Source organism: Nonomuraea sp. NPDC003727 (assembly GCF_053586935.1).
This window is the reverse complement of the sequence record NZ_JBSFNE010000003.1, coordinates 275,762-295,813: the sequence shown is the minus strand read 5'-3', so window position 1 is coordinate 295,813 and position 20,052 is coordinate 275,762. Positions and strand designations below refer to the sequence as shown.

The following is a 20,052-nucleotide window of genomic DNA, read 5'->3' as shown; positions in this document are numbered from 1 at the left end:
ATATGGTTCGGCACGGGGTGTGCCGGCGTGGCGACCGTTCCCGAGCGCACCTTTTCCCTCACGGAATGGAGCACTCTCACATGAAGTCCTCAGGACTGGCTCGCAGAGTGGCCGCCTTCGGCGCCACGACTGCGGTGCTGGCCGCCATGGTCACGGGGCTGGCCGCCGCCCCGGCTCAGGCGGCGACCACGGCCAAGGCCGGCACGCTGTCCACCGCTGCCGGTGCCACCAAGGCGAAGCCGCTCGCGATCTCGGTCACGACGCCCAAGGCGTCTGTCCGTGACTACGAGGGCGCCTGCCCGGTGAACGTCAAGTTCTCCGCGCAGATCAAGGTCAAGCTCAAGGGCTCGACCACGGTCGCGTGGCGCTGGCTGCACGGCAATGGGTCCAAGGGCAAGGTCCAGACCAAGAAGGTCGCGGGCAACGGGGTCAAGACGATCAACGTTGCGCAGGCCATCAAGTTCACGGACAACGTCAAGGGCTGGGAGGCCGTCGAGGTCCTCGGTCCGAAGCACGTGAAGTCGAAGAAGGTCTACTTCTCGGTCGCGTGCGGTGACAACGGCAACAACGACGGGGACGGCCTGCACGAGGCCGACTACGACAAGGTGTACGCCCGTGCGTGGGCCTCGCCGAGCACGTACGTGGGTTCGTGTACCCCCGGCGACAAGATCGACTTCACCGGTGTGATCAAGGTGGACCGCCCCCGCTGGGTGCACTACCGCTGGATCCTCAACGGTGACGTCGTCGACGGCGGCAAGGTCAAGGTCTGGGACACGCGGAAGGTCGGCTTCGGCTTCTCCCCGCGTTACAGCCACCGTGGCTGGGCGGTCCTCGAGACCCTCGGCCGTGGCGCGACCGAGTCGAACCGTGCCGGCTACAAGGTCTGGTGCAAGGATGACGGCGGCCACAACGAGACCAAGGTCTCGGTGGCCACTCCCACCACCGGCACCAACCACAACACCTGCGCGGTCGGCGCCAACGCCACCATCAACGCGACCGGCCGTGGCCGTGTCGAGTACGTGTGGTCGGTGAACGGCAAGGCCGTGGCCAGCGGCGACACCTACTTCGGTGGCGCCGGCAGCAAGACGGTCGGGCTTTCGGAGCAGGCGCTGAGCGGTGAGGCCACCAAGGGCGGCACCGTTTCGATCTCCATCGTGGGTCCGAACAACCGCGACTCGGCTTCGCAGTCCTACGCGGCCTGCCAGAAGCCCGAGCCGGCCGCGACCTCGGTGAAGGTCAGCGTCTCCGCTGTGCACGACCAGACCACCTGCAAGGACGGCAAGGGCTCGACGATCAACGCGACCGCGACCGTGACGGTCAACGGTGCCGCGAAGAACGTCGTCGTCCAGCTGTGGAGCGAGGTGGGCGGCTTCAGCAAGAACGTCACCCTCGACTTCGACAAGGCGGGCAGCCAGACCGTGTCCTTCAGCCTCCCGGCTGCGGGCACCAACGGCATCAACGCCAAGGCGACCCTCGCGGGTGTCGGGTCTGACAGCAGCCTGGCCACGTACGGCGACCACTGCCCTGCGCCGGCCAAGGCGGACGAGAAGGCTTCCACGGGTGCCTGATCGGCTGACTGAGACCGGGCGGCGCCTTCGCCGGCGCCGCCCGGTTTTTCTGTTGCCGGTATTACGCATTGCACAGTAGTGTGCATCGCGTGGATAGCACCCAGCTCCTCAAAGGCGTGCTCGACCTCGCCGTCCTGGCGGTCCTCCACGAACGCGACAGCTACGGCTACGACGTCGTCCGGAGGCTGCGAGAGGCCGGTCTGGAGGACGTGGGCGACGCGTCCGTCTACGGCACGCTGCGCCGCCTGTTCAAGTCGGGCGCGCTGACCTCGTACGTGGTGGCCTCCGACGAGGGGCCGCATCGCAAGTACTACGGCCTGAACGACGTCGGCCGGGCCCAGCTCGCCGCCTCGGCCGCGACCTGGACCTCCTTCGCCGCGACGATGGCCGACCTGCTCAAGGAGAGGCATCCCTGATGACACCCGAACAGTACGCGCAGGCCGTACGGGAGGCCCTCGCCGGCCATCCCAACAGCGAGGAACTGCTGGAGGACCTGGACGACCACCTGGCCGAGGTGGCGTCGGAGTCGGAGGTCTCGCTCGAGGAGCGCCTGGGGCCGCCCGAGGCGTACGCGGCGGAGCTGGCGGCCGCCTACGGCGGCAGGACCGGTGAGCGGCGCACGAAGTCCCGGCTGAGGCAGGCGGGCGCGGCGCTGGCCCGGCATCCGGCCCTCACACGGTTGAGCGGCTTCCTCCCCGAACTGCGGCCAGGGTGGTGGGTGCTGCGCGGTTACGTCCTGGCCATGCTGCTGATCTCGGTAGCGGACGAAGAGCAGCTCGTGCCCGACGCGTTGGGCGAGATCGCCCTGGTCGCCGCAGCCGTCTGGATCTCTGTCCTCCTCGGCAGGGCGCCGAGGAGCCGCTGGCCGCGGCTCACCTCGGCGCTCGCCTCGGGCATCGCCGCGCTGGGCCTGCTCGCCGGCGCCGTCCACGCCGACCAGATGCGGATGAGGCTCGAGAACCCGCCGATGGCCTACGAGGCGCCGATCCAGATGGACACCGTCTCCTCCTTCGGCGACGTCGTCAACATCAGGCCGTACGCGAAGGACGGCACGCCGCTGACCGACGTCTACCTCTACGACCAGGACGGCCGGCCGGTCACCACGAACTTCGAGGACTCCGGCTACGTCGTGGACCGCTCGTGCGGCGAGCCGGTGCTCAACCGCTACCCGCTGCCGCTGGTCGAGCCGGCCGTCGAGCCCGGCGTCGAGGACGGCTCGGTCCCCGCGCCCACCAGGGCGCCCGCCGCCTGTGCGAGGCCGTCCGAAGCGCCCGTGCCGATGGGCACCGCCACGCCCGCCCCCGTCCGGACGGACGAATCCGAGTAATCCGCCGGACGGCGCTGTCGCCCGCCGGAGGCCCACAGCGACGCGCCGGGCCGTTGCTGGGGGCGCCGGCGATGGGCGGGCCCTGCCGGCGGTTTACACCATCGGGCACTATCGGTGCCATGAGCTTCGTACCTCCCGGCACCGGCTGGCCCGATGATCCCGCGGCTCCCGACACCCCCGTGGCGCACTCGCCCGAGGGGGTGCGGGAGCTCGCGGCCGCCAGCCGTACCATCGCGGAGCTGACGGCCCGCCAGTCGGTCTGCAGGGCGTGCCCGCGCCTGGTGGCGTGGCGGGAGGAGGTCGCGCAGGTCAGGCGGCGCGCCTTCGCGGAGGAGACCTACTGGGGACGGCCGGTCGCGGGCTGGGGCGCGCGGGAGCCGCGCGTGCTGCTGGTCGGGCTCGCGCCCGCCGCCCACGGCGGCAACAGGACCGGGCGCATCTTCACCGGCGACCGCAGCGGCGACTGGCTGTTCGCCTCGCTGTACCGCACGGGGCTCGCCGTCCAGGAGACCAGCGTGCGCGCCGGCGACGGCCAGCGGCTCATCGACACCCGCATGGTCGCCGCCGTGCGCTGCGCGCCGCCCGCCAACAAGCCGCTGCCGGAGGAGAAGGCCGCCTGCTACCCCTGGCTCCAGCGCGAGCTCGCGCTCGTCGCCGGCAGCGTGCGCGTGGTGGTGGCGCTGGGCGGCTACGCCTGGCAGGCGGTCTGGCCCGCGCTCAAGGAGACCGGGTACGGCATGCCGCGCACCAGGCCGCCGTTCGGCCACGGCGTCGAGGTCCCCCTGTCGTACGGCGAGGCCGGCGTGACGTTGCTCGGCTGCTATCACCCCAGCCAGCAGAACACCTTCACCGGCAGGGTCACCGCCGCGATGCTCGACGGGATCTTCCGCCGCGCGGCGGAGATCGCCGGGCAGGTGCCCGAATGTGGGGAGGCTCACTAGGGAATCCCTTGGCCTCCTCCGCGGTTGCACGGTTATGCTTGTGAAAGATTTCACAAGGGTGAACTCGAGGATGGGACCTCAGGTGAACAAGCACATCCTGATCGTCGGCGGTGGCTACGTCGGCATGTACACCGCTCTGCGACTGCAGCGCAGGCTCGGCAAGGAGCTGCGCGACGGCCGCGTGCACATCACCGTCATCGACCCCAACTCCTACATGACCTACCAGCCCTTCCTGCCGGAGGCCGCCGCGGGCAACCTGTCGCCGCGGCACGTCGTGGCCCCGCTGCGTCGCGTGCTGCCGAAGGTCGAGATCCTCAACGGCGTGGTCACCAAGGTCAACCACGCGGGCAGGACGGTCACCTTCGCCCCCGGCGAGGGCGAGGCGAGGGACATCTCCTACGACGTCCTCGTGATGGCCGCGGGCTCGATCTCGAGGACCCTCCCCATTCCCGGCCTGACCGACATCGGCATCGGCTTCAAGACCGTCGGCGAGGCCATCGCCCTGCGCAACAGGGTCCTGCACCAGCTCGACGTGGCCGAGTCGACCGAGGACCCCGAGGTGCGCGAGCGGGCGCTGACCTTCGTGGTCGTCGGCGCCGGGTTCGCGGGCGTCGAGGCGCTGGCCGAGCTCGAGGACATGGCCAAGGACTCCACCCGCTACTACCGCAACATCAAGCCCTCGGACGTGCGCTGGGTGCTCGTCGAGGCGACCAACAGGGTCCTGCCCGAGGTCGGCCCCGAGATGGGCAAGTGGACGCTGGAGCAGCTGCGCGAGCGCGGCATCGAGGTCAAGCTGGAGACGCGCCTCGAGTCGGCCACCGGCGGCCACGTGGTGCTGTCGGACGGCACCGAGTTCGACGCCGAGACCCTCGTCTGGACGGCGGGCGTCAAGCCCAGCCCCATCGTGACCGAGGGCGACCTACCGATCGACGAGCGCGGCAGGATCAAGACCACCACCAAGCTGACCATCGCCGGCACGAAGGACGCCTACGCCGCCGGTGACGCGGCGGGCGTGCCCGACGTCACCAACCCCGGCCAGTTCTGCGCGCCCAACGCCCAGCACGCCGTACGGCAGGCGAAGGTGCTCGCCGACAACATCATCCACGCGCTCCGCGGCGAGCAACTGGTCGAATACCGCCACAAGTATGTCGGATCGGTCGCCGGGCTGGGGCTCCACCAGGGCGTCGCGAACGTCTACGGCATCAAGCTTCGCGGATTGGCTGCATGGTTCATGCACCGCACCTACCATCTGTCCCGGGTACCGACGCTGAACCGCAAGGTGCGCGTCGTCGCGGACTGGACGCTTGCGCTGTTCTTCAAGCGGGAGACGGTGTCTCTCGGCGAGATGGAGCACCCGCGCGACGGTTTCAGGGCGGCGGTCGCGAGCAACCGCCGCCGATAACGCTTCGGAACCCTCCTTCCCGCACGATGAGAAGGGGGAGATCCAGGGGTGGGGCTCTCTGCGGTGACCGTGCTCGGCGTCGACCGGCCAGGCGTGATAGCCGAGGTGACAGGATCGCTGGCCGAGTGCGGCGTCAACATCCAGGACTCGACCATGACGCTGCTCGGCGGGCACGTCGCGATGATGCTCCTCGTCGCGGGCGAGCTGTCGGCCGAGCAGTTGCGTGAGCGGGTGCGCATCCCCGAGGTCGTGGTCAGCGCGGCGGCCGTCGACGCGAGCCGTCACTTCAGCTGTCCGGGCGCCGGCCTGGAGTACGTGCTCACGCTGCACGGCCCGGACAAGCCGGGGATCATCTCGGCCGTCGCCGGGGTGCTGGCCTCGGTCGGCGGCAACATCACCGGGATGAGCACCCGGCTGAGCGGGCGCCTCTACGTGCTCATCGCCGACGTCGCCCTGCCGGCCGCGGTCGACGTGGCCGATCTCATGCGCAAGCTGGCGGCGGTCGGCGCGAACCTCGGCTCCGAGATCACCTTCCGTCCGGGCGAACCGGACCTGCTGTGAGCGGAGTTCCGCGCGAGGTCGTGCGCGCCCCCCACGCGGTGCTGTCCGCCTCGGCCGAGATCGTGGACCCGACCGATCCCTTCGTCGTCTCCGCCGCCGACGACCTGCTGGCGACGCTGCGCGCGATCGGCAAGCCGTCCGGGCTGTCGGCTCCCCAGATCGGGCTGAGCTGGCGGCTGATCGCGGTGAACGCGAGCCTGCACCCACGCAGCAGGTCGAGCGCAGGCGCGGTCACGCTGGTCAACCCCCGCCTGGCGGAGGCGGCCGGCTGGCGCCACGGCAGGGAGGGCTGCTTCTCGGTGCCGGGACTGCTCGGCGAGGTGCCCCGCGCCACGAGGATCACGGTGTCCGGCGAGCTGCCCAGAACGGGCGAGTCCGTGACGATCGAGGCGGACGCCTTCGAAGCACGCTGCATCCAGCATCAACTGGACCATCTGGACGGTGTGCTCTTCCTGGACAGAGTGTCCGGAGCGCGGGCACTTCACCACAGATCTCACTCTTGTTACGCCTGATACAAAGTTGTGCTCCTCGTGAGCATGGTCCGTTTCGTATGATTGCGGCGCCCCCGTGGCCCAATGGCAGAGGCAAACCCCTTAAAAGGGTTGACGTGCGGGTTCGAATCCCGCCGGGGGCACCGCTTATTTATATCGAATTTATGGCTCTGACCAGGCGTTTCTCCTTGACGTCCGGACCTGCTGTCAGGGGCCCGCGACGCTGCGTGTCCGCCGGGCATCCCGGTGATCGGCGGGTCCGGCGAAGGGCTTGACAGCGGTCCTTTCCTCTGGTCGGTTCGGGTCCCTTTATGCGGGCGGCTGAAAACGGTTTTCCGGCCCGGTTAAACCGAGGTGAACACCTCTTACCGGAAGGCCACGCTTAGTGACGGCAATAGGTGGGCGGATGCGTTCCGCCGCCTCCAAAAACAGGACAAAACGGGCAAATAACGCCGACCTGGGATCCGGGGTGTTCGTCGAGGGTCGCGGCGTCCGGGAACCGGCGGGAGGCCTCGTTCGTTGGGCACGCTGCAGAAGTCTCGAAAGTACATAGATCCCGGCGTGACTTGGCCAGTGTGACGCCCTGTCCCATATTCTGATCACGTTGGTCGCAGCGTGGAGGCAGCGATGGAGAGTAAGAACCCCGTTTTCAGCCGGTCGCCGTACACCCACCAGCAGCAAGGGTGGACCCCGAGCCCCGAGCACCTGCAGGGGATGTACGACAGCCCGGCCTACGCCCCGCCCACCGCGCCGGCCGTCAGGACGATGACCATCGACGACGTCGTGGTCCGCGGATTCATGACGCTCGGCACGCTCGTCGTGGCCGGCGCCGCCGCGTGGTACTTCGAGGTGGGCATGGGCGTGGCCGCGGTCTCCGCCCTCATCGGTGTGGTCCTCGGCCTCATCGCCTCGTTCAAGCAGAGCACCAGTCCGGCGCTCATCCTGGGCTACGCCCTGTTCTACGGCGTCTTCGTCGGCGCCCTGAGCCGCATGTACGAGTCGTTCTTCAACGGCATCGTGCTCCAGGCGGTGATCGGCACGGCGCTCGCCTTCGCGGCCGTCCTGACCGTCTACTCCCTGCGGATCGTCAGGGTCACGCCGAAGTTCACCAAGTTCGTGGTGGCCGCCGCGATCGGCGCGCTCGCCCTGGTCCTGGTCAACCTCATCGCCGGCTTCTTCGTCGACGGTGGCCTCGGCCTGCGGACCGACAGCCCGCTCGGCTGGATCTTCAGCGCCGCGATGATCCTGCTCGGCACCTTCTTCCTGCTGCTCGACTTCGACGAGATCGAGCGCGCGGTGAAGGTGGGCGCTCCGGAGAAGTTCGCGTGGCAGTGCGCGTTCGGGCTCACGCTGAGCCTGGTCTGGATCTACCTCGAGGTGCTGCGATTCATCAGCTACTTCTCGGGCGACGACTGATCGTCGACCCACGAGACCCCGCTGGTCCACCAGCGGGGTCTTTTCTTTGCGCCACCAGTGATCTACCCGGCGTGACAAAACGCTGGCCGCCGAGGGGTTGCCATTCGCGGTGAGGTGTTGCAGTGTCGAGCAAAGGACCAATCCGTGGAGGTGCCCATGTCCTTGAACCACTCACCGGAGATGCAGACGAAGCTGATCGCGAGGGTCCCTGCCATTACGGGACGCGAACTCCCAGAGTGGTTCCAAGCCATTGACAACGGTCCATCGTTCCTCAGATGCGACGAGCGAGCTCATTGGCTCGCCGAGGAACACGGGCTCACTCACGGCTACGCCGCAGCCATCGTCCTCGAGCACGAGCGGCACCGCCGTAACCGGATGGGGTTCATCTAAAACCCCACACGCCCCGACGCGCCCGTGCCGTGGAAACGGCCCGGGCGCGCATCATGGGTGAATGGATCTCGACAAGGCGCGCGACTTCCTGGCGCGCAACCATCACGCCGTCCTGCTCACCCACCACGCCGACGGGCGGTCCCAGATGTCGCCGGTGCTGGTCGGCGTCGACGAGGACGGCTACGCGGTCGTCAGCACCCGGGAGGGCGCGGCCAAGACCCGCAACGTGCGCAGGGACCCCCGGGTGGCCATCTGCGCGTTCACCGACGCCTTCTTCGGCGAGTGGATCCAGGTCGAGGGCACGGCCGAGGTCGTCTCGCTGCCCGCGGCCATGGACCACCTGATCGCCTACTACCGGGGCGTCGCCGGGGAGCACGCCGACTGGGCCGAGTACCGCGCGGCCATGGAGAGGGAACGCCGCGTGGTGCTGCGGATCGCGCTCAACCGGGCCGGCCCCGACCACCACGCCTGAGCAGGTACTCCCTGCCGTCGTCGGTGTACTCGCCCGGCCAGCCCACGGCCCACAGGTCCTTCGTGCCGGGAATCGCGGCCACGGCCGTGACCGTGCCGCGGCCGGCGCGCTCGGCGGTCCAGCCCCTGCCGTCGAAGCGCAGGAAGACGGGGACGTCCGGCCGGTCGCGATCCCGTGCCGCGACCCACACGTCGTCGGGGCCGAACGCGGTGACGCCGGTCAGCTCGGCGTTCATCGGCGGCAGGGCCACCTGCTTCCAGGAGCGCCCGTCCCAGTGGAGGGCCAGGGGAAGGGCCGGAGAGTCGGTCTCGGCCAGCACACCGGAGACCCACTCACCACAGGGGCGGCCGGGGATCCGCTCCGCCTGGGCATTCTCGACGATCTTCCCCACGGCCCACACGTCCGTCGGGGTGATCTGCACGACGGAGGTCAGCGTGCCGCCGGGGACGAGCGGCACGCGCATGGCCTCCCACTGCCCGTATCCTTCGCGGCCGGCCTTCCTGCTGTGCACGACCAGCGGGGTGACCTCCGCGCAGTCGCGGTGGGGTGCCGCGCCCACGATCCAGGCGTGTCCCGATCCGGAGGTGACCGCGTCGAGCACGCCCTCGGGGCTGAACTGGAGACGGAAGCGGTCGTTCCTGCCGGTGACGATGAACGGCGCGCCATCCTCGCTCGCGCCGATCAGTACCGCCGTGTCGCCGTCCGTGGCGACGTCGTCGAAGGACTTGTCCTCGGAGATGCCGAACGGCCGCGTCCTGGTCCAGCGGCGCCCGTCCCAGTGGGCGACCGTGTCCCCCGCCGCGATCCAGAGATCGTCGGGGCCGCCGGCGTCGAGGCCGTCGTAGCCGCCGACAGCCGGCGTGCCGGGCAGTTTCGACCACGCGGTGCCGTTCCATCGCAGCACGACGGTGGAGCCGTCGCTGTCCTCGGCACCGTCCTCGTAGCCGAGCGCCCATGCCTGCCGTGGGCCCGTGGCCACCACGTCGACGAGCCCGGAAGTCGTCAGGAGCGGCAGCTTCTCGAACTCCTTCCACCGCGTGGAGAACGGCGGCGCCTGCGGCGTACGGCTCGGGCCGGGGGAGAGGGAGGGGGCCGGCGCCGCGCTCGCGGGCGTGGCCGGGCCCGCCGACGGGCGTCCGTGATCGCCGCCGCCCGAGCAGGCGGCGAGCAGCGACAGGCAGGCCACCGCGGCCGTCGCCCGGTATGCGATCGTCATCGGTCGGATCATGGCGCAAACCTCCTCAACGGCGCGCCGATTCCGCGAGATCCGCCCGGCCACCCGAGCGCCGTCGCCCCGCCCGGCCACGCGCGCCGGGTGACGCGTGTCCCCGGACGGACACCGGCCACGCGTGCTCGGTGACGCGTGTCCCCGGACGGAGGCCGGCCACGTGCCGAGGGTGGCGCGTGGCCGGGCTTGCCGTACGGGAGGGGTCAGGACAGGCGCTCGAGCACCATCGCCATGCCCTGGCCGCCGCCCACGCACATGGTCTCGAGGCCCAGGGTCTTGTCGTGGTGCTGCAGGCTGTTGATCAGCGTGGAGGTGATGCGGGCGCCCGTCATGCCGAACGGGTGCCCGACGGCGATGGCGCCGCCGTTGACGTTCAGCCGGCCGATGTCGATGCCGAGGTCGCGGTAGGACGGGATCACCTGCGCGGCGAACGCCTCGTTGATCTCGACCAGGTCGATGTCGGAGATCGACATCCCGGCGCGGGCGAGCGCCTGCTTGGAGGCCTCCACCGGGCCCAGGCCCATGATCTCGGGGGACAGGCCCGTCACGCCCGTGGAGACGATGCGGGCCAGCGGCGTGATGCCCAGCTCGGCGGCCTTGGTGTCGCTCATGACGATCACCGCGGCGGCGCCGTCGTTCAGCGGGCAGCAGTTGCCCGCGGTGACCGTGCCGTCGGGCCGGAAGACCGGCTTGAGCTGCGAGACGGCCTCGTAGGTGGTGCCGGCGCGGGGGCCGTCGTCCTTGCTGACCACCGTGCCGTCGGGCAGCGTGACGGGCGTGATGTCCTTCTGCCAGAAGCCGTCGGCCAGCGCCTTCTCCGCCAGGTTCTGCGAGCGGACGCCGAACTCGTCCTGGTCGGCCCGCGTGACGCCCTTCAGCTGGGCGAGGTTCTCGGCGGTCTGGCCCATCGCGATGTAGATGTCCGGCACCGTGCCGTCCTCGCGCGGGTCACGCCAGGTCTGGCCGCCCTCGGCGAACGTCGCGGTGCGGGCGCGGGCGCCGTCGAAGACGGGGTTCTGCGTGTCGGGCAGGGAGTCGGAGTTGCCCTTCGTGAAGCGGGAGACGGTCTCCACGCCCGCCGACACGAAGACGTCGCCCTCGCCCGCCTTGATGGCGTGGAAGGCCATCCTCGTCGTCTGCAGCGACGACGAGCAGTAGCGGGTGATCGTGGTGCCCGGCACGGTGTCCAGGCCCAGCATCACCGACACCACGCGGGCCATGTTGAAGCCCTGCTCACCGCCCGGCAGGCCGCAGCCGAGCATGATGTCGTCGATCGTGGTCGGGTCGAGCTGCGGCACCTTGGCGAGCGCGGCCTGGATCATCTGGACGGTCAGGTCGTCGGGACGGATCTCCTTCAACGACCCCTTGAAGGCGCGGCCGATCGGCGAACGCGCGGTGGCGACGATGACTGCCTCGGGCATGGGGCTCTCCTGGGTTCGTGTCAGCACTCCAACCGCGAGGTTACCCCTCAGTAGCCCGGATGCCACGACCTGGGGGCCGGAAAACAGAATGTTGTTTTGGGAAGGGGAAGGCCGGGCGGATCCTGGCGCCCGGCCCCCGCTCAGCCGTACATGCCCGGCGCGGCGGCGGTGTCGTCCTTGATGCCGTGCATGCCGCCCTTCTCATCGCGCCAGAGCCGCCAGCCGTCGTGGCTGCCGGTGAACCAGTGGGGCGGCGCGCCCTCGCCGCTCACCCGCTTGCCGTTCGACAGGTCGAACTCGCAGACCGAGGCGATCGAGTAGAAGCCCGGCGCCTGCCCCTTCAGCGGCAGCGGCTTGGGGTCGGTGACGCAGAAGGACCAGCCGCGTTGCTCCTTCACCGGCACCGGCTTGCCGCCGGCCAGGTCGAAGGCCGAACCGCCGCTGTCGTGCTTGAGGAAGCCGAGGTGCTCCATCTGTCCGGGGAAGGCCAGCCACCAGCCCGAGCCGGGCACCTGGTCGGCGGTGATCTGCCCCATGACGCGGCCCGTCTCGGCGTCGAGCCTGGCGAATCCGCCGTACTGGCCGTGCTGGTCGACGGGGCGGACCACCGGGGCGAAACCGGGGTTGCCGCTCGGGTAGACGCGCACGACCGACGGGCGCATCCAGTTGATCGTGCCGTCCGCGATCTTGATCGAGAACAGCCCGAACGTCGAGACCTTCTTCGTGCGCGAGTCGGTGTACGGCGCGACGTAGCCCACCAGGTTGTCGCCGGTCGCGCCGAACGCCCACCCGCCGGACATGTCGATGCCGGGCCCGAGCGCCTGCTCGATCGGCTGCTGCCACTGCAGCTTGCCGGACTTGAGCTCGTAGGACTCGATCATCGGGTCGCGGGCCAGGCGCAGGAAGACCACCCGGCCGGCGTCGGACCACTCCACCTCGGCGATGCCGGGCAGCTTCCACATCTGCTTGCCCGTGGCCGGGTCGAGCACGACCACCCTGGCCGCCTCGAGCGCGGTGTGCTCCGACACGCACACGTAGGGGCCGCAGCGCTGCGGCCCGAACGTCGAGTGGATCGGCCTGGTCCACAACTGCTTGCCCGTGCGGGCGTCGCGGGCCACCAGGGTGGCGTTCCACCTGCCCTGCTTGACGGGGTCGAGCGCGACGACGACGCCGTCGACGATCGCGGGCGGCGGCACGCCCATGCCGGGCAGCCGGCCGGCCATCGTGGCCGGCTGGGCCCACAGCTTCCTGCCGGTGGTCAGGTCGAGCGCCACCGTCTCCAGCGTGCCGTCGGGCCTCATGGAGGTGGCGGTGGCCACGCCCGCGGCGGTGACCATGCGGCTGACCACGTTGACGTCGGGGTTGTGCCAGGTCGGGAAGTCCGCCGTGGCGGCGTCGCTGCCGGAGCAGGCAGCCAGCGCCACGGTGCCGACGAGGGCGAGAGCCGGTTTCGCGAAGGGCCGGAGCACCGTTATTCCACTCCAATAGGGGCGAGGAGTGACGGCTCAGCCAGGGAGGGTGTCGTCGGGGCGCCGGCGGAACAGCGTCACCCACCTCCCGTGGGGGCCCGTCGCCCGCCCGGCGACCCTGGTCGCGGTGACCTCGGTGCCTGACTCCTCCGCGGCCGTCGCCGCCGCAAGGTAGATCGGTTGCAGTCCTTCGCCACGCCTGGGTCGTGGCTCGGGCCACAACCCCAACGCAGCGCATACAGAAGGTAGCACCGCGTAAGCGGCCTGTGCGTAACCTCGGTCAGATGGATGGTATCGATCGGGTCCGAACATCTCTGTCGGGTTTGTGGCGAATTCCGGCCCCAGGATGTCGGCGAAGGCCACCGTCCTGCCGCCCGCCTCCACCACCGCCACCGTCTGCGCGGCGGCCAGCTGGCGGCTCCACCGCCGCGTCACCCACCGCAACGGCTGCGCGAGCGGCCGCACCGTGCCCAGGTCGGGGCAGGTACCCACCACGACCTCGACGCCCGCCTCGCGCAGCCGCCGCACCGCCTTGGCCAGATGCCGTACGGCCGTCGCCGGCGGCGTCTGCGTGGTGACGTCGTTGGCGCCGACGAAGATGACCGCCACCTCGGGACGCGCTTTGAGCGCCCTGTCGACCTGGTCGCCGAGCTCGGCCGACGGCGCGCCCGACTGGCCGACGACGGTCAGCGCGACCGGGCGCTCGGCGACGGCGGCCAGGCCGTGCGCCAGCCGTACGCCGGGAGTGTCCTTGGGGTCGTCCATGCCCAGGCCGACCGAGGTGGAGTCGCCCAGCATCGCCAGCCGCAGGGGCACGCCGGGGAAGTCGCCGTAGACGCCGTCGGAGGCGGGACCCTCCGTGCCGTGCGGGCGGCCGATCACCTTCCTGGCGACCAGGCTCTCGGCGACGAGCAGGCCGTAGGCCGTCGCGCCGAGCGCCGTCAACCCGCCGCCGCCGAGGGCCGCCGCTGCCGCTATCCTGCGCGCGGTACGCGCCACCCCGGGAGTCCAGATCACCTCAGCGGCTCCTCTCGAGCTGTCGCGACGGTAGCGTTGTCCATGAGAAACGTGCTGGTATAACCGCTCGGGCGGCTCCCGCGCGATCCTCAGGGTCTGAAACCTAACCGAGGCTCCACCACCCCCTGGGAGCCGCGGCCATCCACAAGCTGATCAAGCTTCGGCAAAGAAGGTGAACACCTCAGTGCGCGTTTACGATTCCCTGATCGAGCTCATGGGGAACACTCCGCTCGTCAGGCTGCACAAGGTCTCCGCCGGCCTGCCCGCACAGGTGCTCGCCAAGGTCGAGTACTTCAATCCGGGCGGCTCGGTGAAGGACCGCATCGCGGTACGGATGATCGAGGCGGCCGAGGCGTCGGGGGCGCTGCGGCCCGGGGGCACGATCGTCGAGCCGACCTCGGGCAACACCGGCGTCGGCCTGGCCATCGTGGCCCAGAGGAAGGGCTACAAGTGCGTCTTCGTCGTGCCCGACAAGGTCGCGCAGGACAAGATCTCGGTGCTGCGGGCCTACGGCGCGGAGGTCGTGGTCTGCCCGACCGCCGTCGCGCCCGACCACCCCGAGTCCTACTACTCGGTCTCCGACCGGCTCGCGCGGGAGATCCCGAACGCGTGGAAGCCCGACCAGTACTCCAACGTCAACAACCCGGAGTCGCACTACCACTCGACGGGCCCCGAGCTGTGGGAGCAGACCGAGGGCAGGATCACGCATTTCGTGGCGGGCGTGGGCACAGGGGGCACCATCAGCGGCACGGGGCGCTACCTCAAGGAGGTCTCCGGCGGCCGGGTGAAGATCATCGGCGCGGACCCCGAGGGCTCGGTCTACTCCGGCGGTACGGGACGCCCGTACCTGGTCGAGGGCGTCGGCGAGGACATCTGGCCCGCGACCTACGACACGACGATCTGCGACTCGATCATCGCGGTGTCCGACAAGGACTCCTTCAACATGACCAGGCGTCTGGCCCGCGAGGAGGGGCTGCTGGTCGGTGGCTCCTGCGGCATGGCCACGGTGGCGGCGCTCCAGGTGGCGGCCCAGGCCGGGCCCGACGACGTGGTGGTCGTGCTGCTGCCCGACGGCGGCCGCGGCTACCTGTCGAAGATCTTCAACGACGACTGGATGGCCGACTACGGGTTCCTGACCACGGCGTCGGAGGACGGGCTGGTGCGTGACGTGCTGTCGCGCAAGAGCGGCACGATGCCGGAGTTCGTCCACGCGCACCCGCACGAGTCGGTGGGCACGGCGATCTCCATCATGCGGGAGTACTCGGTGTCGCAGCTGCCCGTCATGAAGGAGGAGCCGCCGGTCATGGCCGCCGAGGTGGTCGGCTCGATCGTGGAGCGCGACCTGCTGGAGGCGCTGTACCGGGGCAAGCTCGGCTCCGACGACCCGATCGCCGACCACATGTCGCAGCCGCTGCCGATGATCGGCGCGGGCGAGCCGGTCTCGCGGGCGGTCGAGGCGCTGGAGAAGGCGGACGCGGCGGTGGTGCTGGAGGACGGCAAGCCGTCCGGCCTGCTCACCCGCCAGGACCTGCTGGCCTTCCTCGCCAACCACTGACCGCCGGTCCAAGGACCCTGGCCCGCGTGCCGCGCGGGCCGGGTCCTGCGCCGCGACGCGGCAGGCACCCCGGTCCCCGGTGGGGGCCGGGGTGCTTCGGGTCACGGGTCAGGGCTTCCTGATGGACTCGACCACCGAGCCGAGCCCCTCCGCGGCATGTCCGTCGGCGACCGCGCGGGCGAACAGGTCCCGCAGCGCCTCGGGCAGCGTCACGTCCAGCCCCGCGTCGGCGAACGCGTGCACCACGTGCTCCATCCCCACCGCCTGCATGTGCAGGTTGTTCTGCGCCCCCGGGTAGGCCCGCTCCTCCATCTCGCCGGTCAGGATCTTCAGGTACCCCATCGGCCCGTCTCCCGCGATCCCGCCGAACGTCCCCTGGGCGTACGGCAGCAGCTGCGTCACCGGCAGTCCCGCGCTCTGCGCCAGCGCCCCCGCGTACATGTACGCCGTGAGCCCCGCCCAGAACATGAACAGCTGCGACTGGTAGAACAGCATCGCCAGCCCGGGGTCGGCCCCGACGTAGGTCACGTCGCTCAGCGCCTTCAACGTCTCCTCGTGGGCCGTCAGCGCCTCGGACGGCCCGCTGTAGAAGGTGTACGCGCCGGGCTGCCCGATCCCCGGAGGCGGGGTCATGATGCCGCCGGTGACGAGCACGCCTCCCCTGCCCGCCACCCACCCCGCGGCCTCGCGCAGCCTGGCCGGAGCGTCGGAGCTCAGGTTGACCAGCACCTTGCCGGTCAGGTCGACGCCGTCGAGGCTGTCGTACATCGCCTGGTAGTCCACCTGGCTGATCACCATCAGCTCGCCGGCCTCGGCGGGGGAGGCCGCCTCGTGCGCGCCCAGCGCGACCAGGGCCCCGGCCTTGCCCGGCGTCCTGTTCCACACCGTCACCCGGTGGCCCGCCTTCAGGAACGTCTCGGCCATCGCGGAGCCCATCGCGCCGAGGCCGATCACAGTCACATGCGTCGTCATGCCCCCACCCTCGGCCCCGGCCCTACGGGAAACCTTCTGGTTAGCTACGGGTCATGCGTTTCGGAGTGCTGGGACCGCTGGCCGTGTGGGCCGACGACGGGAGCCTCGTGCGGGTGCCCGAGGCGAAGGTCCGCGCGCTGCTGGCCGACCTGCTGGTGCACGAGGGCCGTCCGGTGCCCATGGACAGGCTGATCGACGACCTGTGGGGAGCGCGCCCCTCCGGCAACCCGGTCGGAACGCTGCAGGCGAGGGTGTCGCAGCTGCGCCGGGCGCTCGGCGGCCCGCGAACGGTCGTGCGCGAGCCCGCGGGCTACCGCCTGGCCGGTGCCGAGGTCGACGCCGCCGAGTTCGCGGCGCTGCTGGCGCGGGCGAGGCAGGGCACGCCGCAGGAGCGGGCCCGCCTGCTGGCCGACGCGCTGGCGCTGTGGCGGGGCCCCGCCTACGCCGACCACGCCGACGCGCCGTTCGTCACGGCGGCCGCCGCGCGGCTCGAGGAGGCGCGCCTGACGGCGCTCGAGGACCAGGCCGAGGTACGGCTGGCGCTGGGCGAGCCGGTGGAGCTCGGCGCGCTGGTCGAACGCCACCCGCTGAGGGAGCGGCTGCGCGGGCTGCACCTGCGGGCGCTGTACCGGGCGGGGCGGCAGAGCGACGCGCTGGAGAGCTACACGGAGCTGCGGACCCACCTGGCCGACGAGCTCGGCGTCGACCCCGGCAGGGAGCTCGCGGCGCTGTACGAGGCGATCCTGCGTCACGACCCCTCGCTGGACGGGCCGGTCACGGGCGCTGTCCGCCTGTCCGGAGGCGGCATGCCCGCGCCGCTGACCGAGCTGATCGGCAGGGAGGCGGCGGTCGAGGAGGTGCGCGCCCTGCTCGACGCCGGCCGCCTGGTCACGCTCACCGGCCCTGGCGGCGTGGGCAAGACCCGGCTCGCCCTGGAGAGCGCGGCGGGGGTGGAGGGCGCGCTGCTGGTCGAGCTGGCCGCGACGACCGATCCCGTCCAGGCGGTGATCGAGACGCTGGGCGTTCGCGACGACGGCCCCGCCGCGGGCCCGGTCGAGCGTCTGGTCAGCGCGCTGCGCGACCGGCGGCTGCTGCTCGTCATGGACAACTGCGAGCACGTCGTCGACAGCACCGCCGACCTGGTCTCCACGCTGCTCAGGGCGGCCGGCGGGCTGCGCGTGCTGGCGACGAGCAGGGAGCCGCTGGCCGTCCAGGGGGAGCGGGTGTGGCCGGTGCCGCCGCTGGAGACCGCCCAGGGGGTACGGCTGTTCGCGGCGCGGGCCGTGGCCGCCGATCCCGCCTTCTCGCTCGACGAGGACGACGCCCGGACCGTGGCCACCATCGTGGAGCGCCTCGACGGGCTCCCGCTGGCGGTGGAGCTGGCGGCGACGAGGGTGCGCGCGCTCGGCGTGCGGGAGCTGGCCGCCAGGCTCGACGACCGTTTCAGGGTGCTGGGCGCGCGCCGGAGAGACGCGCCCGGCAGGCAGCGGACGTTGCGCGCGGTCATCGACTGGAGCTGGGAGCTGCTGTCCGAGGCCGAGCGGGTGGTGCTGCGGCGGCTGGCCGTGCACGCGGACGGGTGCCTGCTGGCGGCGGCCGAGCAGGTGTGCGCCGAGCCGGGGGTGGACGTCGTCGCGACGCTCGCCCAGCTGGTCGACAGGTCGCTGGTGAGCCCCGGCCCGCGCTACCGGCTGCTGGAGACGGTTCGGGCCTACGGCCTCGAACGGCTGGCGGAGGCAGGCGAGAGCGCCACGCTGAAGGAGCGGCACGCGGCCTACTACACCGCCCTCGCCGAACGGGCCGACCTGCGCGGGGCCGAGCAGGGCCGGTGGCTGCGCGCGCTCGACGCCGAGGGCGCCAACCTGCGCGCGGCGCTGGAGAGCGAGAGTCACGCGCTGCGGCTGGTGAACGCGCTGGGCTGGTACTGGTTCCTGCGCGGCAGGCGGGGCGAGGCGAGCAGGGCGATCGAGCGGGTGCTGTCGTCCGGCGGTGGCGAGGAGCGCGAGCGGGCGCTGGCCGCGGTGTGGCAGGCGGGGATGACGCTGTCGACCGGCGACGACGCGGGCGCCGTGCCGTACGGGGGGCTGGACCGCGCCGGTGCGGCCTTCGCCGACTGGTTCCTCAGCTACGTGAGATGGGCCTACGGCGACCACCCCGCGCACGAGGCCAGGGTGGAGCGGGCGCTGGCCGCCTACCGCGAGCTGGGCGACCGCTGGGGCGTCGCGGCGGCGCTGGACGTGCGGGCCAAACTGGCGCTCGTCCGCGGCGACCTGGCCGCGATGGAGGCGGACGGCGAGACCAGCCTGGCGATCTTCCAGGAGGTCGGGGACGGCTGGGGCCGGAGCGAGGCGATGGAGACGCTCGGCCTGCTCGCCGAGATCCGCGGCGACTACGCGGAGTCGGCGAGGTGGCGCGGCGAGGGGCTGCGGGTGGCCGAGGAGCTGGGGCTGGAGTCGGCCTACCGCCTGTCGGTGCTGGGCAGGACCGCGCTGCTGACGGGCGACTACGCCTTGGCCGACGACTACCACGAGCGAGCGCGCAGGCTCGCTGTCGAGCAGTCGTACAAGTCGGCCGAGGAGCACGCGGTTCTCGGCCTCGGGCTGGGCGCGCGGCGGCAGGGACGGCTGGAGGAGGCCGAGGCGCTGCTGCGTCCCTGGCTGGCCTGGCTGCGGCAGGTGGACGGGCAGCCGGGGCGCGCGCTGATCCTGGCCGAGCTCGGCTTCGCCGCCGAGCAGCGCGGCGACACGGCGACCGCGCTGGCGCTGCACCGCGAGGGCTACGCCGCCGCGCGGGCCAGCGGCGACCCGAGGGCCGTGGCGCTGGCCCTGGAGGGCCTGGCCGGCGCGCTGCCCGGCCGCGACGCGGCCAGGTTCCTCGGTACGGCGGCCGCGATCAGGGAGTCGGTCGGCGCGCCGCTCCCGCCCGCCGAGCGCGGCGACGTCACGCGGATCTCCGCCAGGGCGCGCGCCGAGCTGGGCGAACGGGCCTACGCCGAGGCATGGGCGCTAGGGCAGCGGGAACTCGGCACGCACCTCCCACGCGCCCTCGGCCGTGGGCCCGGCCACCAGCCGGCCGCCCAGCGCCTCGACCCGCTCGGCCATGCCGACCAGTCCGAATCCGCCGCCCAGCCGTGAGATGCGGGGATCGGTGGCCGAGCCGTAGTTGCGCACGCGCAGCACCACCACGCGCTCGTAGCGCCGCAGGTCCGCCTCGACCCAGCCGGTGCCGGGGGCGTGGCGGCGGACGTTGGTGAGCGACTCCTGCAGCACCCGGTGCAGCGTCGTCATCACCTCCGGCGGCAGCGTGGCGTCGTCGATGCCCTGCCCGATCTCGAAGGCGACCTGGGGGCCGCTGGCGGCGAAACGCTCGGTCAGCAGGCGCAGGTCGGCCAGCGAGGTGCCGGGCGTGCGGGCCGCCTCGTCCTGCGCGCGCAGCACGCCGACCAGCCGGCGCATCGAGGTGAGCGCGTCGGCCCCCGCGTGGGCGATGGCGTCGAGGGCGGGCACGACCGCCTCCGGCTTGTTCTCGGCCACCGTACGGGCCGCCTGCGCCTGGACGACGATGCCGGTGATGTGGTGGGCGACCAGGTCGTGCAGCTCCCTGGCCAGCTCCAGGCGTTCGGCCCGCCGTACCGCGTGGATGGCCTCGGTGCGGCGCTCCTGCATGAAGCGCAGGTAGCCGCCGACGCCGGCGGCCGTCGCCCAGCCGATGAACAGCAGGAACGAGAAGGCGAGACCGGCGCTCCGGTAGTCGCGCATGCCGCCCTCGGCCATGAGGACGGCCATCGCGACCAGCGACAGCACCGCCGCCCGCGGCACCGGC

17 protein-coding genes, 1 tRNA gene and 1 pseudogene are annotated in these 20,052 nt (G+C 71.5%); 13 read left to right on the top strand and 6 right to left on the bottom strand.

Translation table 11 applies throughout. The features are described 5' to 3' along the window. The first annotated feature begins 80 nt into the window (after window positions 1-80). The 11 genes from ACWDLG_RS10140 to ACWDLG_RS10090 all read left to right on the top strand — a co-directional run bounded on the left by ACWDLG_RS10140 (window position 81) and on the right by ACWDLG_RS10090 (window position 8,568). Window positions 81-1,568, top strand: coding sequence for a hypothetical protein (locus ACWDLG_RS10140; protein WP_449918053.1), 1,488 nt, complete (start codon window positions 81-83; stop codon window positions 1,566-1,568). A gap of 89 nt (window positions 1,569-1,657) precedes the next feature. Beyond that, complete coding sequence (locus ACWDLG_RS10135) at window positions 1,658-1,984, top strand: PadR family transcriptional regulator (protein ID WP_354905556.1); 327 nt, start codon at window positions 1,658-1,660, stop codon at window positions 1,982-1,984. Beyond that, a complete protein-coding gene (locus tag ACWDLG_RS10130) occupies window positions 1,984-2,895 on the top strand; it encodes a hypothetical protein (protein WP_449918050.1) in 912 nt (303 codons plus the stop codon). Before ACWDLG_RS10135 ends, ACWDLG_RS10130 begins: the two co-directional genes overlap by 1 nt. A 119-nt stretch (window positions 2,896-3,014) precedes the next feature. Further along, window positions 3,015-3,836, top strand: coding sequence for a uracil-DNA glycosylase (locus ACWDLG_RS10125; RefSeq protein WP_449918048.1), 822 nt, complete (start codon window positions 3,015-3,017; stop codon window positions 3,834-3,836). 124 nt (window positions 3,837-3,960) lie between these two features. Continuing rightward, window positions 3,961-5,238, top strand: a complete 1,278-nt coding sequence (locus ACWDLG_RS10120; protein WP_449918650.1) for an NAD(P)/FAD-dependent oxidoreductase — start codon at window positions 3,961-3,963, stop codon at window positions 5,236-5,238. Window positions 5,239-5,286: 48 nt separating this feature from the next. After that, window positions 5,287-5,799 carry a glycine cleavage system protein R gene (locus tag ACWDLG_RS10115; RefSeq protein WP_354905566.1) on the top strand — a complete coding sequence of 171 codons (513 nt, stop codon included), beginning with the start codon at window positions 5,287-5,289 and terminating at the stop codon, window positions 5,797-5,799. Continuing rightward, window positions 5,796-6,311, top strand: a complete 516-nt coding sequence (locus ACWDLG_RS10110) for a peptide deformylase (RefSeq protein ID WP_354905569.1) — start codon at window positions 5,796-5,798, stop codon at window positions 6,309-6,311. The genes ACWDLG_RS10115 and ACWDLG_RS10110 overlap by 4 nt, the downstream gene beginning before the upstream one ends. Before the next feature lie 49 nt (window positions 6,312-6,360). Next, window positions 6,361-6,433 (top strand) — tRNA-Leu (locus ACWDLG_RS10105). 484 nt (window positions 6,434-6,917) lie between these two features. Beyond that, entirely contained in the window at window positions 6,918-7,706 is a 789-nt protein-coding gene (locus ACWDLG_RS10100) for a Bax inhibitor-1/YccA family protein (RefSeq protein ID WP_449918045.1), read from the top strand. 156 nt (window positions 7,707-7,862) lie between these two features. Further along, window positions 7,863-8,096, top strand: a complete 234-nt coding sequence (locus tag ACWDLG_RS10095; RefSeq protein WP_354905975.1) for a DUF4287 domain-containing protein — start codon at window positions 7,863-7,865, stop codon at window positions 8,094-8,096. Window positions 8,097-8,157: 61 nt separating this feature from the next. Then, the gene (locus tag ACWDLG_RS10090) at window positions 8,158-8,568 is read left to right on the top strand and encodes a PPOX class F420-dependent oxidoreductase (RefSeq protein WP_449918042.1); all 411 of its coding nucleotides are present in this window, start codon (window positions 8,158-8,160) and stop codon (window positions 8,566-8,568) included. Here ACWDLG_RS10090 and ACWDLG_RS10085 read toward each other — a convergent pair. From ACWDLG_RS10085 to ACWDLG_RS10070, 4 genes are all read right to left on the bottom strand, one after another. Then, window positions 8,537-9,784: a hypothetical protein gene (locus tag ACWDLG_RS10085; protein ID WP_449918040.1), complete on the bottom strand. Its 1,248-nt coding sequence runs from the start codon at window positions 9,782-9,784 to the stop codon at window positions 8,537-8,539. The two genes, ACWDLG_RS10090 and ACWDLG_RS10085, sit on opposite strands and share 32 nt — an antisense overlap. 215 nt (window positions 9,785-9,999) lie before the next feature. Then, window positions 10,000-11,217 (bottom strand): acetyl-CoA C-acetyltransferase, encoded by a 1,218-nt coding sequence (locus ACWDLG_RS10080; RefSeq protein ID WP_449918038.1) that lies wholly within the window; start codon window positions 11,215-11,217, stop codon window positions 10,000-10,002. Between the two features lie 140 nt (window positions 11,218-11,357). Beyond that, window positions 11,358-12,686 carry an outer membrane protein assembly factor BamB family protein gene (locus ACWDLG_RS10075; RefSeq protein ID WP_449918036.1) on the bottom strand — a complete coding sequence of 443 codons (1,329 nt, stop codon included), beginning with the start codon at window positions 12,684-12,686 and terminating at the stop codon, window positions 11,358-11,360. A gap of 36 nt (window positions 12,687-12,722) precedes the next feature. Next, entirely contained in the window at window positions 12,723-13,703 is a 981-nt protein-coding gene (locus tag ACWDLG_RS10070) for an SGNH/GDSL hydrolase family protein (RefSeq protein WP_449918033.1), read from the bottom strand. A gap of 184 nt (window positions 13,704-13,887) precedes the next feature. On the opposite strand from ACWDLG_RS10070, the gene ACWDLG_RS10065 reads away from it, so the two are divergent. Next, the gene (locus ACWDLG_RS10065) at window positions 13,888-15,258 is read left to right on the top strand and encodes a cystathionine beta-synthase (RefSeq protein ID WP_354905587.1); all 1,371 of its coding nucleotides are present in this window, start codon (window positions 13,888-13,890) and stop codon (window positions 15,256-15,258) included. A 108-nt stretch (window positions 15,259-15,366) separates the two neighbouring features. Here the strand turns inward: ACWDLG_RS10065 and ACWDLG_RS10060 are convergent, their stop codons facing one another. Further along, on the bottom strand, window positions 15,367-16,230 hold the full coding sequence (locus ACWDLG_RS10060) for an NAD(P)-dependent oxidoreductase (RefSeq protein WP_449918031.1): 864 nt from the start codon (window positions 16,228-16,230) through the stop codon (window positions 15,367-15,369). A gap of 53 nt (window positions 16,231-16,283) precedes the next feature. Between ACWDLG_RS10060 and ACWDLG_RS10055 the strand changes: the two genes are divergently transcribed. Continuing rightward, complete coding sequence (locus ACWDLG_RS10055) at window positions 16,284-19,364, top strand: BTAD domain-containing putative transcriptional regulator (RefSeq protein WP_449918028.1); 3,081 nt, start codon at window positions 16,284-16,286, stop codon at window positions 19,362-19,364. Here ACWDLG_RS10055 and ACWDLG_RS10050 read toward each other — a convergent pair. Then, window positions 19,302-19,895, bottom strand: a pseudogene (locus ACWDLG_RS10050) (sensor histidine kinase); the annotation flags it as partial. The gene ACWDLG_RS10055 and the pseudogene ACWDLG_RS10050 sit on opposite strands and share 63 nt — an antisense overlap. Between the last annotated feature and the right edge of the window lie 157 nt (window positions 19,896-20,052).